The organism is Streptomyces sp. ADI96-02 (assembly GCF_003846185.1).
GTDB lineage: Bacteria > Actinomycetota > Actinomycetes > Streptomycetales > Streptomycetaceae > Streptomyces.
In genome coordinates this window covers 2,430,259-2,443,726 of sequence record NZ_ML123034.1, presented here as the reverse complement: position 1 = coordinate 2,443,726, position 13,468 = coordinate 2,430,259, and the positions used below count along the sequence as shown (strand labels likewise).

11 protein-coding genes are annotated in these 13,468 nt (G+C 71.6%); 6 read left to right on the top strand and 5 right to left on the bottom strand.

All coding sequences use genetic code 11. The features are described from left to right. Window positions 1–175: 175 nt before the first annotated feature. The 5 genes from EES43_RS10580 to EES43_RS10560 are packed head-to-tail and all read right to left on the bottom strand — an operon-like array spanning window position 176 to window position 5,647. On the bottom strand, window positions 176–1,489 hold the full coding sequence (locus EES43_RS10580; protein WP_124268500.1) for a DUF58 domain-containing protein: 1,314 nt from the start codon (window positions 1,487–1,489) through the stop codon (window positions 176–178). A 10-nt stretch (window positions 1,490–1,499) separates the two neighbouring features. After that, complete coding sequence (locus EES43_RS10575; RefSeq protein WP_206430029.1) at window positions 1,500–2,519, bottom strand: AAA family ATPase; 1,020 nt, start codon at window positions 2,517–2,519, stop codon at window positions 1,500–1,502. Beyond that, complete coding sequence (locus EES43_RS10570) at window positions 2,516–3,754, bottom strand: DUF4350 domain-containing protein (RefSeq protein ID WP_124268499.1); 1,239 nt, start codon at window positions 3,752–3,754, stop codon at window positions 2,516–2,518. The genes EES43_RS10575 and EES43_RS10570 overlap by 4 nt, the downstream gene beginning before the upstream one ends. After that, the gene (locus EES43_RS10565) at window positions 3,751–4,443 is read right to left on the bottom strand and encodes a DUF4129 domain-containing protein (protein WP_124268498.1); all 693 of its coding nucleotides are present in this window, start codon (window positions 4,441–4,443) and stop codon (window positions 3,751–3,753) included. Before EES43_RS10565 ends, EES43_RS10570 begins: the two co-directional genes overlap by 4 nt. 4 nt (window positions 4,444–4,447) lie before the next feature. Further along, on the bottom strand, window positions 4,448–5,647 hold the full coding sequence (locus EES43_RS10560; RefSeq protein WP_124268497.1) for a DUF7544 domain-containing protein: 1,200 nt from the start codon (window positions 5,645–5,647) through the stop codon (window positions 4,448–4,450). A gap of 140 nt (window positions 5,648–5,787) precedes the next feature. Between EES43_RS10560 and mtnA the strand changes: the two genes are divergently transcribed. From mtnA to raiA, 6 genes are all read left to right on the top strand, one after another. Continuing rightward, on the top strand, window positions 5,788–6,930 hold the full coding sequence (mtnA, locus tag EES43_RS10555) for an S-methyl-5-thioribose-1-phosphate isomerase (protein ID WP_124268496.1): 1,143 nt from the start codon (window positions 5,788–5,790) through the stop codon (window positions 6,928–6,930). Window positions 6,931–6,934: 4 nt separating this feature from the next. Beyond that, window positions 6,935–7,624: a two-component system response regulator MtrA gene (gene mtrA, locus EES43_RS10550; RefSeq protein WP_007448372.1), complete on the top strand. Its 690-nt coding sequence runs from the start codon at window positions 6,935–6,937 to the stop codon at window positions 7,622–7,624. 1 nt (window position 7,625) lies between these two features. Then, window positions 7,626–9,656, top strand: a complete 2,031-nt coding sequence (gene mtrB / locus EES43_RS10545) for an MtrAB system histidine kinase MtrB (protein WP_124268495.1) — start codon at window positions 7,626–7,628, stop codon at window positions 9,654–9,656. 34 nt (window positions 9,657–9,690) lie between these two features. Next, window positions 9,691–11,520 (top strand): LpqB family beta-propeller domain-containing protein, encoded by a 1,830-nt coding sequence (locus EES43_RS10540; protein ID WP_124271892.1) that lies wholly within the window; start codon window positions 9,691–9,693, stop codon window positions 11,518–11,520. Window positions 11,521–11,710: 190 nt separating this feature from the next. Beyond that, on the top strand, window positions 11,711–12,442 hold the full coding sequence (locus tag EES43_RS10535; protein ID WP_124268494.1) for a ComF family protein: 732 nt from the start codon (window positions 11,711–11,713) through the stop codon (window positions 12,440–12,442). 330 nt (window positions 12,443–12,772) lie between these two features. Beyond that, complete coding sequence (gene raiA, locus EES43_RS10530) at window positions 12,773–13,462, top strand: ribosome hibernation-promoting factor, HPF/YfiA family (protein ID WP_124271891.1); 690 nt, start codon at window positions 12,773–12,775, stop codon at window positions 13,460–13,462. The last annotated feature ends 6 nt before the right edge of the window (window positions 13,463–13,468 follow it).

The following is a 13,468-nucleotide window of genomic DNA, read 5'->3' as shown; positions in this document are numbered from 1 at the left end:
GTTGGCACGGGGCTTTCCTGCGTTCCGGGCCCATATCCATATACTGTCGAAGCCCCGGCAGCAGAGTCGCTTCCAGGGGTCCAACATATGGTGCTTTCTCACAGGCGTTCAGTCGACTCACCTTCGGTGTCGGCTCTGAGGCCGCCGCCGTCGCCGTTCCCGTGAGCGTTTGTCCTTACAGCCGGCCTGCGGTCTTGAGCGCCAGATAGGCATCGGCGAGTGCGGGCGCGAGGCGGTCCGGGGTGGCGTCCACGACGACGACCCCTCGACGCTGAAGCGCTTCCGCCGTTCGTCTCCGCTCGGCTTCGGCCTGAGCGCCGGCAGCCGCCTCATAGACCGCGTCCACTGTTCCTCGGCTCGCCGCCATTTCCTTGATGCGAGGGTCTGACACTGCCGCCAAGAGAACCGTGTGGCGCTGTGTGAGCTGCGGGAGGACCGGCAGCAGCCCCTCCTCGATGGGCGCCGCTTCCAGTGTGGTCAGCAGAACGATCAGCGAGCCTCGGGGCGCGTTGGTCAGAGCTTCCGTGCTGAGGCCACGGGCATCCGTCTCGACGAGCTCCGGTTCCAGAGAAGCCATGGCATTGATGACGGAGGCCAGGGCATCGCCCGAGGCGGTCCTGCCCTGCACACGTGCTCGGACACGGCGGTCGTAGGCGAGGAGGTTCACGCGGTCGCCGGCCCGCGTCGCCAGCGCGGTGAGGAGCAGCGTGGCGTCCATCGCGGCGTCGAGCCGCGGGACGTCGCCCACTCGCCCCGCCGACGTCCGCCCGGTGTCCAGGACGATGAGGATGTGACGGTCGCGTTCCGGGCGCCACGTCCGTACGGCCAGGGCGGACTGGCGTGCCGTTGCCCGCCAGTCGATGTTCCGGGTGTCGTCCCCGGCCACGTACTCCCGGAGACTGTCGAACTCCGTGCCCTCGCCCCGCGTCAGCACGCTGGTGCGTCCGTCGAGTTCGCGCAGCCGCGCCAGTTTGGACGGCAGGTGCTTCCTGCTGGTGAAGGGAGGAAGGACCCGCACGGTCCACGGGACGTGATGATGGCCCTGGCGCGCGGCGAGGCCGAGCGGTCCGAACGAGCGGACAGTGACGCGTTCGGCCTTGCGGTCGCCTCGGCGTGTGGGGTGCAGCACGGTGGTGACGCGGCTGCGTTCGCCGGCAGGAATCGTCAGTGTGTGCCGGGAGGCCGAGGGCTCGGCTCCCGCGGGCCGGCTGCTCGGAGGCCATGCGTCACGGAGCTGGGCCCTTAGGCGCCGACGGGAGCCGTTCGTCACGGTGAGCTGAACCTTCGCCACGTCACCAAGTCGAACAGTTGTATCACCAGTTCGGGTGAACCGCAGCGTTCGCACTGGCGCGGCCAGGGCGTAGTCGCACAGAATTGCCAGGGAGAGCGGAGCGTTCACCGCGAGCATCCCGGTCCAGCTCGGAGCGAGGATGCCTACGGGGAGTGATCCCAGTGCGGCCAGCAGTGCGGTACGTCCGGTGAGGGCCATGGTCACCGCCTCATCGGGGTACGGGGACGTGGGCGAGCACTGAGGAGATGACGGAATCGGGGCTGACGCCCTCCATTTCCGCTTCGGGCCGCAGGTGAATGCGGTGGCGAAGTGTGGGGAGCGCAAGGGCCTTCACGTCGTCCGGGGTGACGTAGTCCCGGCCGGTGAGCCAGGCCCAGGCGCGTGCGGTGGAGAGCAGTGCGGTGGCGCCTCGGGGGGAGACGCCGAGGGCGAGCGAGGGGGATTCACGCGTGGCACGACAGATATCCACGACGTAGCCGGCGATTTCGGGGGAGACGGTCGTGGCGGCGACGGCGTTCCGTGCGGCTTCGAGCTCGGCGGGTCCGGCGACGGGACGAATCCCGGCGGACTTGAGATCGCGCGGGTCGAAGCCGTCGGCGTGACGCGTGAGAACGTCGATCTCGTCCTGCCTGGAGGGCAGAGGGACCGTCAGCTTGAGCAGGAAGCGGTCCAGTTGGGCTTCCGGTAGTGGGTAGGTGCCTTCGTACTCGACGGGGTTCTGCGTGGCCGCGACGAGGAACGGGTCCGGGAGCGGGCGTGGGGTTCCGTCCACGGTGACCTGACGTTCCTCCATGGCTTCGAGGAGGGAAGCCTGGGTCTTGGGAGGCGTGCGGTTGATCTCGTCGGCCAGCAGCAGGTTGGTGAAGACAGGACCCGGCTGGAAGGAGAATTCTGCGTTCCGGGCGTCGTAGACGAGCGAGCCGGTGACGTCGCTCGGCATCAGGTCGGGCGTGAACTGTACGCGTTTGGTGTCGAGTTCGAGTGACGCGGCGAGTGCGCGGACCAGGAGGGTCTTCGCCACACCGGGTACGCCTTCGAGGAGTACGTGGCCTCGGCAGAGCAGCGCGACCACCAGTCCGGTGACTGCCGAGTCCTGTCCGACGACCGCCTTGGCTATCTCGGAGCGCAGAGCTTCCAAGGAGGCGCGGGCGTCGACGGCGGCCTCCTGAGCGCCCTGCGCCTCGGGGGGCGCCGGGGGTGCGGTCGGCTCTGGGGTCGGGGCGCTCATGAAGTGCGTACCTCTCGTTCGAGGGCGTCGAGTTGCTCGGCCAGGAGGACAAGGTCCGCGTCGTTGGCGGGGGCCTGACCGAAGAGCAGGGTGCCGAGGTCGTGGCCCTGGTTGATGCGTGTGGACACGGCGGGGAGAAGGACGTGGGGGGTGTGAGCGTCGTGGGTGTGCACACCGGCGAAGGGGGCGATGCGCGATCGTGCGGAGGAACGCAGCGATTCGGCTGCCCGGTCGCGGGCGTTGGCCTTGCGGTAGAGGCGGGCACGGCCCTCGGAGGATTCGGAGGCGTGGACGGCGACCGGCAGCCGCTCGGTGACGAGCGGCCCGAGTCGACGGGCTCGCCAGATCGCCGCAAGGACCGCGGCCACGGCGAGTTGGAGCGTCCCCCAGAGCCAGCCGGAGGGAATGAGGCCGAGGAAGCTGCTCTCGACCTCCGGTTCCTCCTGTCGGCCGCTGTCATCGTCAGAGGGATTCCCGCTGCTGCTGCCGTCGTCGGTGGCGGAGGGATCGGCCAGGGAGGGGAGGTACCAGAGGAGATGTGGGCGGGAACCGAGGAGTTGCAGTGCGAGCGAGGCGTTTCCCTCGCGGTCCAGACGTTCGTTGTGGAGGAAGTCCGGGGAGCCGAGCAGCACCGTGTCGCCGTTCCCTCGGTCGGTGAGGACCAGCAGGCTGGGGAGACCGTCGTTCGGGTAGCAGGCGATGGCGGAGGAGGTGTGGGCGGTGTAGCGGATGCCCCCCATGTCGGCTGTGCCGGCGCTACGGGCGGCGGGCAGGTCGCAGGAGGGGGGAAGCGGGCTCGCCGGGCGGCCGGGCTGGGCGCTCGCGCCGGGGGCGAGCCTGGTCACGGCAGGAGCCCCGGGGGCGAGCAGGAGGGTGCGGCCCTCCGTGGCGGATGTGGCGTCGTGGAGCCGGTGCTGTTGCGACGGTGTCAGAAGGTTGGGGCGGGTGACCAGAAGGGTGGTGTCCGGTCCCGCAGCGTTCGTCGCCTCGTCGAGTGTCGTCGCGACCGTGACGGATATCCCGCGGGCCTTGAGGAGTTCGGCGACCGCACGGCTGCCCTGAGGGTCGGCGGAGCGGGGATCGAGGCGCCCGTGCTGGTCGCCGGAGCGTGCCGCGGCGAGCGCGATTCCGGCGACGACCAGGATCAGAAGCGCGAGCAGCAGGCCGCGGGTGCGGGTCCAGACCTGGTGCGGGGTGGCGGCCGTGGAGGTTGCGGACGTGGTGGCCGCTGTCATCCGGCTGCTCCTCGGGAGGCTCCGGGCAGGAGGGGCTTCGCGCCGTCGAGGTCGATGTCGAGCTCCGTGAGGGCGAGGTACGTCGGCCGGCTCGCTGTACGGCCGCCGTATGTGACGTCGTCGAAGTCCCGTGCTGCCACCAGGAGTCGGGCGGCCTGGTCGGGGAGGGCACGGCCGGCCTCCGCGGCGGCCTCGTCCGCGGTACGGCCGGGTCGCGGGTCGAGCAGGGCGCGTTCTTCCAGGGAGCGGACGATCGCGCGCATGCGTTCCTGGACTGCCTCGGTCCAGCGCAGAGCGGCGGCATGCGCTTCTGCCGCGGCGCGGTGCTGGGCCGCGCCGCGCGGGCCGTCATCGCCGAAGAGGCCGTCGGCGAGGGGGCGGGAGGAGCGGTGTGGCGTGCCGAGCCGCCACCAGAGGGCGGCGGTGAGGCCGACGGCCACGAGCACCAGGACGACGAGTCCGGCTGCGCCGCCGGGGGCCGCGCCCGCCGCGGCGTCGAACACGCCGCCGATCCAGTCCCAGAACCGGCTCAGGCCGCGCTGGAGAAGGTTCGGATCGTTCTCGTGGTACATCGGCTTGGACAGCTCGTTCTCGGCCGCCTCCCGGGCGGGCGCCCGGGGAGTGTCCACGGGGATGTCGCCCGCTCCGAGAGTCTGCCGTGCCGCTGTGGCGTCCCCCGCCCCCGACACCGCATCAGCTCCTGGAGACGTCGGTGTCGTAGCCGGGCAGGCCCGCGGCCCGGGCGAGGTCGAGGTCGAGGGCTTCGCGGCGGATGCGCTGGTCCACGTAGAGGAGGGCGATCACACCGGCGGTGAAGGGGTAGGCCAGCGTCGAGACGACCACCTCGCCGATGCCCGTGATGATCAGGAAGGGCCAGCCCTGGGAGGCGGTGTCGCTGTTGAGGAAGTCCTCGACGCCGCTTCCGTCCGCCAGCACCGCGGTGATGCCGAAGGGGATGGCGATGAGGAAGGTCAGGAGGAAGACGAGCAGGTAGGAGAGCGTCAGGACACCGAAGGTCCGCCACCACGCGCCGCGGACCAGCTTCGCGGAGCGGCGCAGCGCGGTGGCGACGGTCTGCCTCTCCAGCATCAGTGCCGGCGCGGCCAGGGTGAAGCGGACCATCAGCCAGAGTGTGACGGCGCACGCGGCGATGAACCCCAGCAGGGCGAGTGCCGCACCCGCGTCGGAGCCCAGGAGCAGTCCGGGGCCGATGCCCACCGCCATGATCACCACGCTCATGAGGGCCAGCAGCACCGTCAGGCCCAGCAGGGGCAGGAGTCGCGGGCGGGCCTCGGCCCAGGCGTCGGCGAGCGTGACGGGGCGGCCCACCACGGATCGGCTGATCACGACGGTGAGCACCGAGGTCGTGAAGAGCGTGGCGATCATGGCGACGAGCGTCGTCGGGGCCGTCGAGTAGATCGTGGACTGCGCGGACTCGGTGGCCTGGCGGATGGCTTCGGCGCCGGTGGCGTTCGGGTCGACGGAGACCGGCTTCGGCAGGAGGTGGCGCTGGGCCAGGGTGATGATGATCTGGGAGACCACGGAGACCGTGAGGCTGACCCCCAGAACGGTGCGCCAGTGAGCGCGGAGGGTCGAGACGGCGCCGTCGAGGATCTCGCCGAGGCCCAGGGGGCGCAGCGGGATCACTCCCGGCTTGGCCGCCGGGGGCGGGCCGCCCCAGCCCTGGGGGTCTCGGCCCCAGCCGGACGGGGGGCCTTCGGGGCCCTTGCCGGGTGTGCTCGGTGGGGACCACTGCCCTGGAGGCGGCTGCGTGGGAGACCACTGTCCCGGCGCACCGTTTCCGTCCTGGGGCTCGGAAGGCCGCGGAACAGCGGCTTTCTGGCCGTCGGAGGGGGCAGATCCGGGCGACGCCCAGCCCGGAGAGTCGTTCATTCTCGCTCCTTCACCGTCCTGACCGCTCATCGGGGCGACAGGTTGGCAGCCATCGTGCCACGCGTCGGCGAACTGTGGTCCAGGAGCTCTGTCACCTTCGCGCCTTCATTTGTGGGCGGCTCACCGGGCAGACTGGACAGATGGCTGATCAGGACGCGCAATCGCCGGTGGGTAGCGAGCCTCCCGCTCTCTCCGTTCTCCGCTGGGACGAGCCTCCGGAGGGTCCCGTACTGGTGCTCCTGGACCAGACGCGGCTCCCCGTCGAAGAGGTCGAGCTGGTGTGCACCGATGTGCCGGCGTTGGTGGAGGCGATCCGGTCGCTGGCGGTACGGGGGGCTCCGCTGCTGGGGATCGCCGGAGGGTACGGGGTGGCGCTCGCCGCTGCGCGGGGGTACGACGTGGCGGAGGCGGCCGGTCTGCTGGAGCGGGCGCGGCCCACCGCGGTGAACCTCGGATACGGGGTGCGGCGGGTCGCCGGGGCGTACTGGGCCGCGGTCGGAAAGGGCGCGGGAGCGCAGGCGGCTGCCCGGGCGGCGTTGGCCGAGGCGCAGGAGCTGCACCGGGAGGACGCGCAGGCCAGCAGGCGTATGGCGGAGTTCGGGGCGGCCCTGCTGGAGGAACTGCTGCCGGGCGGAGGGCACCAGCTGCTGACGCACTGCAATACCGGGGCGCTGGTCTCCGGAGGTGAGGGCACGGCGTTCGCGGTGGCGTTGCGGGTCCACCGGCAGGGCCGGCTGCGGCGGCTGTGGGTGGACGAGACGAGGCCGCTGTTGCAGGGGGCGAGGCTGACGGGGTACGAGGCGGCGCGCAGCGGGATGGCGTACAGCGTGCTCACGGACAGCGCCGCGGGGTCGTTGTTCGCCGCCGGGGAGGTGGACGCCGTGCTCATCGGGGCGGACCGCGTCGCCGCGGACGGCTCGGTGGCCAATAAGGTGGGGAGTTATCCGTTGGCGGTGCTCGCGAAGTACCACCACGTGCCCTTCATCGTGGTGGCGCCGACGACGACCGTGGATCTGGACACCCCGGACGGCGCGTCGATCGTCGTCGAGCAGCGCCCCGGACAGGAAGTGACGGAGCTCACATCGCCGGAGGGTGTATCGGGCGGGGCCGGCGGCGGCAAGGTCGTCGCATCCCTCGGAGCCCCGGCGTACAACCCGGCCTTCGACATCACGCCGCCGGAACTGATCACGGCGGTCGTGACCGAGGAGGGCGCGATTTCCCCGGTCACGGGGGTCGGACTGGCCGAGCTGTGTGCCAGGTCATCGCAGGTAACGATTAGCTAATGGGATGATGTCGATTATGAAGGGACGCGTCCTTGTCGTCGACGACGACACCGCACTGGCCGAGATGCTCGGGATTGTGCTGCGTGGAGAAGGTTTCGAGCCGTCGTTCGTAGCGGACGGCGACAAGGCACTGGCCGCATTTCGTGAGGCCAAGCCGGACCTGGTGCTGCTCGACCTCATGCTGCCCGGAAGGGACGGCATCGAGGTGTGCAGGCTGATCAGGGCCGAGTCCGGTGTGCCGATCGTCATGCTCACTGCCAAGAGCGACACCGTCGACGTGGTGGTGGGCCTGGAATCAGGGGCCGACGACTACATCGTCAAGCCGTTCAAACCGAAGGAGTTGGTCGCCCGGATCAGGGCACGTCTGCGGCGGTCGGAAGAGCCCGCGCCGGAGCAGCTGACCATCGGTGACCTGGTCATCGACGTGGCCGGTCACTCCGTGAAGCGCGAGGGGCAGTCCATCGCCCTGACTCCGCTGGAATTCGACCTGCTGGTCGCGCTCGCCCGCAAGCCGTGGCAGGTCTTCACCCGTGAGGTTCTGCTGGAGCAGGTGTGGGGTTACCGCCACGCGGCCGACACCCGGCTGGTGAACGTGCACGTCCAGCGGCTCCGTTCCAAGGTCGAGAAGGACCCGGAACGCCCGGAGATCGTCGTGACCGTCCGCGGGGTCGGCTACAAGGCCGGACCGAGCTGAGATGACCCGAGGCAGCGCTGCTCCGAGGCCCGGGGAGCCGGGAAGCCGTTCGGAGCGGACTGCCGGTCCGGGACGGAAGGCTTCCCGAATGAGCCGATACCTGCGGGGCGGCCGGTTGTTCCAGAACCGGACGCTCGGCGGGCCCGTACCGCGTCTGCTGATGCGGTGGGTGCGCCGTCCGCTGCTGCCCGCCGTCCGGTTGTGGCGGCGCAACCTGCAGCTCCGCGTCGTCGCGGGCACGCTGCTGATGTCGATGGGCGTCGTCCTGCTCCTCGGCTTCGTCGTGATCGGGCAGGTCCGCAACGGCCTGCTCGACGCGAAGGGAAAGGCCGCCCAGACGCAGGCGGCCGGCGGTTTCGCCGCCGCCCAGGAGAAGGCGAACGCCACGCTGGCCCCCGGCGGCCGGAGCGGCGGCGTCGACGGCATGACCGCGAACACCTCGTGGCGTACCGAGCTGGTCGACCAGCTCGCCAGCGGGGGCAAGAACGCGTTCAACGTGGTGGCTCTCAGCGCCGACTCGGTGACCGAGGGCGCCAGCAGCCGCGCGCCGCGCGGCTCGGGCAGCGTCGAGGCGTCCAGCGTGCCCGAGAGGCTGCGCCGGGCCGTGGACAAGGGGCCCGGCGCGTTCCAGACGTACTCCCGGATCCAGTACTCGTACGGAAAGGAGTCGCAGCCGGGGCTCGTCGTCGGCAAGCGGCTCTACGACATCGACCACCACCCCTACGAGCTGTACTACCTCTTCCCGCTCACGCAGGAGGAGAAGTCGCTGACGCTGGTCAAGACGACCCTGGCGACCGCGGGGCTGTTCGTCGTCGTGCTGCTCGGGGCCATCGCCTGGTTCGTGGTGCGGCAGGTCGTGACGCCGGTGCGGATGGCGGCCGGGATCGCCGAACGGCTCTCCGCCGGCCGTCTCCAGGAACGGATGAAGGTCACCGGAGAGGACGACATCGCCCGGCTCGGCGAGGCATTCAACAAGATGGCGCAGAACCTCCAGCTGAAGATCCAGCAGCTGGAGGAGCTCTCGCGGATGCAGCGCCGCTTCGTCTCCGACGTCTCGCACGAGCTGCGGACGCCGCTCACGACCGTACGGATGGCAGCCGACGTCATCCACGAGGCGCGCGCCGACTTCGATCCCGTCACCGCACGCTCCGCGGAACTGCTCGGCGACCAGCTCGACCGCTTCGAGTCGCTGCTCTCCGACCTGCTGGAGATCAGCCGCTTCGACGCGGGCGCCGCCGCCCTGGAGGCCGAGCCGATAGACCTGCGGACCGTGGTGCGCCGGGTCATCGGCGGCGCCGAGCCGCTGGCCGAGCGCAAGGGCACCCGGATCCGCGTCGTCGGCGACGAGCAGCCGGTGATAGCGGAGGCCGACGCCCGTCGCGTCGAACGCGTCCTGCGCAACCTGGTCGTCAACGCCGTCGAGCACGGTGAGGGACGCGACGTCGTGGTGCGGATGGGCGTGGCCCAGGGCGCCGTCGCCGTAGCGGTGCGGGACTACGGCGTGGGCCTCAAGCCCGGCGAGGCCACCCGGGTCTTCAACCGCTTCTGGCGGGCCGACCCGGCGCGGGCGCGGACCACCGGCGGGACCGGTCTGGGGCTCTCCATCGCCGTCGAGGACGCCCGGCTGCACGGCGGCTGGCTCCAGGCGTGGGGCGAGCCCGGCGGCGGCTCGCAGTTCCGGCTGACGCTGCCGCGCACGGCCGACGAACCGCTGCGCGGTTCGCCGATACCGCTGGAGCCCGAGGACTCGCGGCGCAACCGGGAGATCCGCGAGCGCGACGAGTCCGCACCCGCGGCGGGGGACCACCGGCTGATGTCCGTACCGCACCAGTCCGGGACGGCCGAGCGTCCGGCGCTGACGGTGCCGGGGCGCTGCGCCTCGGTCCCGCACCCGGCGCCCGCCTCGGTGCATCCCGCGGCGCTTCCCGGCAGCGGGGCCCGTGTGGTGGCCCGACCGGCCCCCGAGCGTTCGGGCGGCGCGGGCCCCGGCACGCGGAATTCCGACCAGGAGGACACCACTCGTGGGTACTGATCGCCGGCTGGGCGGGCACGGGCGGGCGGTGCGGATGACCGCGCTGCTCGGCTGCGGCATCGTGGTGCTGGCCGGCTGCGGGTCCATGCCGGTGACCGGGGACGTCAAGGCGGTGGACGCCTCGCAGCCGGGAGACTCCCAGGTGCAGGTGTACGCGGTGGCGCCCCGGGAGGGCGCCACGCCCAGCGAGATCGTCGACGGGTTCCTGGAGTCGATGACGAGCGACGACCCCGACTTCCGCACCACGCGCAAGTACCTGAGCGCGGACGCCGCGCGCATCTGGCAGCCGAGCGAGGGCACCACGGTCCTCGCCAACGCCCCCAACCGCAGCGGCGCGGCGCTCCGCGACGAGGAGCGCCGGGGCGATCAGGACACGGAGACGTCCTACATCCTGACCGGCGAGAAGGTCGCGGCGGTCGACGCCCAGAGTTCGTACCAGCCGATCGCGCCCGCCGACTACTCCCAGACGCTGCACCTGGTGCGGGAGAAGGCGGCGGACGGCAAGTTGGAGTGGCGCATCGACATCGTGCCGGACGGTCTGGTCCTGGGGCAGTCCGACTTCAAGCGGCTCTACCGATCGGTCAACAAGTACTACTTCGCGTCCGGGCCGACGAGCGGTCCCGCGACGCTCGTCGCGGATCCGGTCTACGTACGCAACCGTACGGATCCGGTCACGCGGATGGACACCGTGGCGCAGACGGTCAGGGCTTTGCTGGCGGGGCCGACGGACTGGCTGAGCCCGGTGGCAGACTCCCGGTTCCCGGCCGGCACCGCCCTGCGCAAGGGAGTCACGGCGCTCGCGCCCGACGACCAGAACGTCCTGAAAGTGCCCCTGAACCGCAAGGCCGACAAGGTCGGCCTCAGGGCGTGCCGGATGATGGCCGCGCAGGTGCTCTTCACGCTCAGGGACCTGACGTCGGCGCGGTTCGAACGCGTCCAGTTGGACGGCGGCCGGGGCCGGCTGTGCACGCTGGACGCCGACGAGGCGGCGGAGTTCGCCGCCGACAGCGGGTCCGGAGGGCCCGACAGCCAGTACTTCCTCGACGCTGAGGGGCACGTGCAGCGCATCCCCGGCGCCACCGAGGGCAGCGGCCCCCCGCAACCGGTCACCGGTCCGCTCGGCATGGGCACGGTGGCGATGGGCGCGATCGGCGTGGCCCGCGACGAGGAACGGGCCGCCGCGGTCTCGGCGGACGGGCAGAGCCTCTACGTGGCCTCCCTGGACGCCGAAGGGCAGCTGGGGGCCCCGCTCGTGACCAGTACGGCGATCAAGCCCGCCGACCGGCTGTCGCCGCCGAGCTGGGACGGCCGCGGGGACCTGTGGGTCGCCGACCGCGATCAGGCGGGTCCCCGGCTGCTGCGCCTGGCCAGGGGTGAGGGCGAACCCCAGGAGGTCCGCGTCCCGGACCTCGGCGGCGGCCGGATCGAGGAACTGCGGATGTCCGCGGACGGCGTCCGGATAGCGCTGCTGCTGTCGAAGGACGGGCACACGACGTTGAAGATCGGACGGGTCGAGCGCCGGGGCTCCGTCGAGTCGCCCGAGCTCTCCGTGCGGGACCTGCGCCAGGCGGCCCCGCAGCTCACCGATGTGACCGCCGTCTCCTGGTCGGGCCGCAGCCGGCTCGTGGTGGTCGGCAAGGAGCAGGGCGGGGTCCAGCAGGTGCGCTACGTGCAGGCGGACGGTTCGACCTCGTCCTCGGGCGTGCTGCCCGGGGTGAACCAGGTCCGGGCGGTCGCGGCGGCGGACGACGAGCTGCTTCCGCTGATGGCGGAGACCGAGGGCGACGGCATAGTGAAGCTCTCGCCCGGCGACAACTGGCAGACGGTCCTGGAGGAAGGCACGTCTCTGGTCTATCCCGGCTGATCCGCCACCGCGAGCCAACCGCCGAACCACCCGCCGGTCCACTCGCCCGAACCACCCGCCGGTCCACCCCGTGCCCCGTCGATCCCGGCCGCGCCGCCCATCGGGGCCGCCCGCCCGCCATCGCCCCGGGCCGCCCGGGAGGTTATCCACAGGGGTGGTGCGGTCTCGGCGCTCCGGGCACGGTGGTTCCATGCGGAACGGATGGTGGCGCGAGCTCTCGGGTCTGGTCCTGCCGGTGGACTGCGCCGGCTGCGGCAGACCGCGTGCCGGGCTGTGCCCGGCGTGCAAGGCGGCGCTGAGCGGCGCGCACCCCCGCCGCGTGCGTCCCTCACCGCTGCCCGGCCGGCTTCCGCCGGTGCACGCCGCGGCCCCGTACGAGAACGCCGTACGTGCGGTGCTGCTGGCCCACAAGGAGCGAGGGGCACTGGGACTCGCCGGGGTGCTCGGCCGGGCTCTGGCGGGCAGTGTGCGGGCCGGGACGGGGCGAGGGGACCCGGCGGCGCCCCTGCTCCTGGTGCCCGTGCCCTCCGCGCGCTCCTCGACGCGGGCACGCGGCCACGACCCGGTCCTGCGGATCGCGAGGGCCGCCGCCGGAGAGCTGCGGCGCGGCGGCCTCGCGGCGCGGGTCCTCCCGGTGCTCCGGCAGCGGCGTCCGGTTGCCGATCAGGCCGGGCTCGGGGCGGGAGCACGGCGCGCGAATCTCGACGGCGCCCTCGCCGTGGCCGGCGGAGGCGGGCGGCTTCTCGCCCGCGGTCCGGTGTGCCTGGTCGACGATCTGCTGACGACGGGATCGACGCTGGCGGAGGCGGCGCGGGCGGTCGCCGAGGCGGTCGGCGCGGACGCGGGGACCGGCCGTCCGCCGCCCTGCCGGGCGGCGGTCGTCGCGGCCTCCCGGTCCGCCTTCGAAATCATCCGGAACTGACGGAGAACTTGCGTCGTTGCAGGTAATGAGCGGGTAATACCCCCTGAACGGAGGTACGCGCGAGTAGCGGGTGCCGAGACCCTCGTGTACAGGCTATGTTCGGTTGTGAGGAACGGTGAATACCGAACCTCGATGAATGCACCACCAGGTTTCGGGCAGGTAACCCACCGGTAGGCAAGAAGTGCACGAGTCGGTGGGGTTGCGACCTCTCCGACGGGGGAGGAGGAGGCGAAAGTCACCGAGTCCGAGGCCCCTGGTGATCGCCGGGGGCTGGTGCAAAAAGGAGATGCCCCGCCGTTGAAGCGGGGCGATCCGGGAACGGAGTTCTGCGTGGACATCGTCGTCAAGGGCCGCAAGACCGAGGTGCCCGAGCGGTTCCGCAAGCACGTGGCCGAGAAGCTGAAGCTGGACAAGATCCAGAAGTTCGACGGCAAGGTGATCAGCCTCGACGTCGAGGTGTCCAAGGAGCCGAATCCCCGTCAGGCCGAGCGTTCCGACCGGGTGGAGATCACGCTCCGCTCGCGGGGGCCGGTCATCCGGGCGGAAGCGGCGGCGGGCGACCCTTACGCAGCGCTCGACCTGGCCACAGGAAAGCTGGAGGCCCGGCTGCGCAAGCAGCACGACAAGCGCTACAGCCGGCGCGGCAACGGCCGGCTGTCGGCCGCCGAGGTCGGGGACGTGGTCCCCGGCGTCGCATCGTTCGACGAGGACGGCGAGTTGGTCGGCGACGAGCCGTCCGCGCCCGTCCCGACCACCAGGATCGGCTCGCTGGAGGTGCAGGGCGAAGGACCGCTGGTGATGCGCGAGAAGACCCACGTCGCCGCGCCGATGGCGCTCGATCAAGCCCTCTACGAGATGGAACTGGTCGGGCACGACTTCTACTTGTTCATCGACTCCGAGACCAAGGAACCGAGTGTCGTCTACCGGCGGCACGCGTACGACTACGGCGTCATCCACCTGCGCACCGATCCGCTCGCCGCGGACGAGGCCGGGGGCGCGGGCGGCGCGCTCGGCGGCTGACCCTCC

What these genes read in the sequence shown, in the direction of transcription:
- EES43_RS10575 (WP_206430029.1), bottom strand. Translation starts at nt 2,519, where the DNA reads ATGAGCGCCCCGACCCCAGAGCCGACCGCACCCCCGGCGCCCCCCGAG.
- EES43_RS10560 (WP_124268497.1), bottom strand. Translation starts at nt 5,647, where the DNA reads ATGAACGACTCTCCGGGCTGGGCGTCGCCCGGATCTGCCCCCTCCGAC.
- mtnA (WP_124268496.1), top strand. Translation starts at nt 5,788, where the DNA reads ATGGCTGATCAGGACGCGCAATCGCCGGTGGGTAGCGAGCCTCCCGCT.
- mtrA (WP_007448372.1), top strand. Translation starts at nt 6,935, where the DNA reads ATGATGTCGATTATGAAGGGACGCGTCCTTGTCGTCGACGACGACACC.
- EES43_RS10580 (WP_124268500.1), bottom strand. Translation starts at nt 1,489, where the DNA reads ATGGCCCTCACCGGACGTACCGCACTGCTGGCCGCACTGGGATCACTC.
- EES43_RS10570 (WP_124268499.1), bottom strand. Translation starts at nt 3,754, where the DNA reads ATGACAGCGGCCACCACGTCCGCAACCTCCACGGCCGCCACCCCGCAC.
- EES43_RS10535 (WP_124268494.1), top strand. Translation starts at nt 11,711, where the DNA reads ATGCGGAACGGATGGTGGCGCGAGCTCTCGGGTCTGGTCCTGCCGGTG.
- EES43_RS10540 (WP_124271892.1), top strand. Translation starts at nt 9,691, where the DNA reads ATGACCGCGCTGCTCGGCTGCGGCATCGTGGTGCTGGCCGGCTGCGGG.
- mtrB (WP_124268495.1), top strand. Translation starts at nt 7,626, where the DNA reads ATGACCCGAGGCAGCGCTGCTCCGAGGCCCGGGGAGCCGGGAAGCCGT.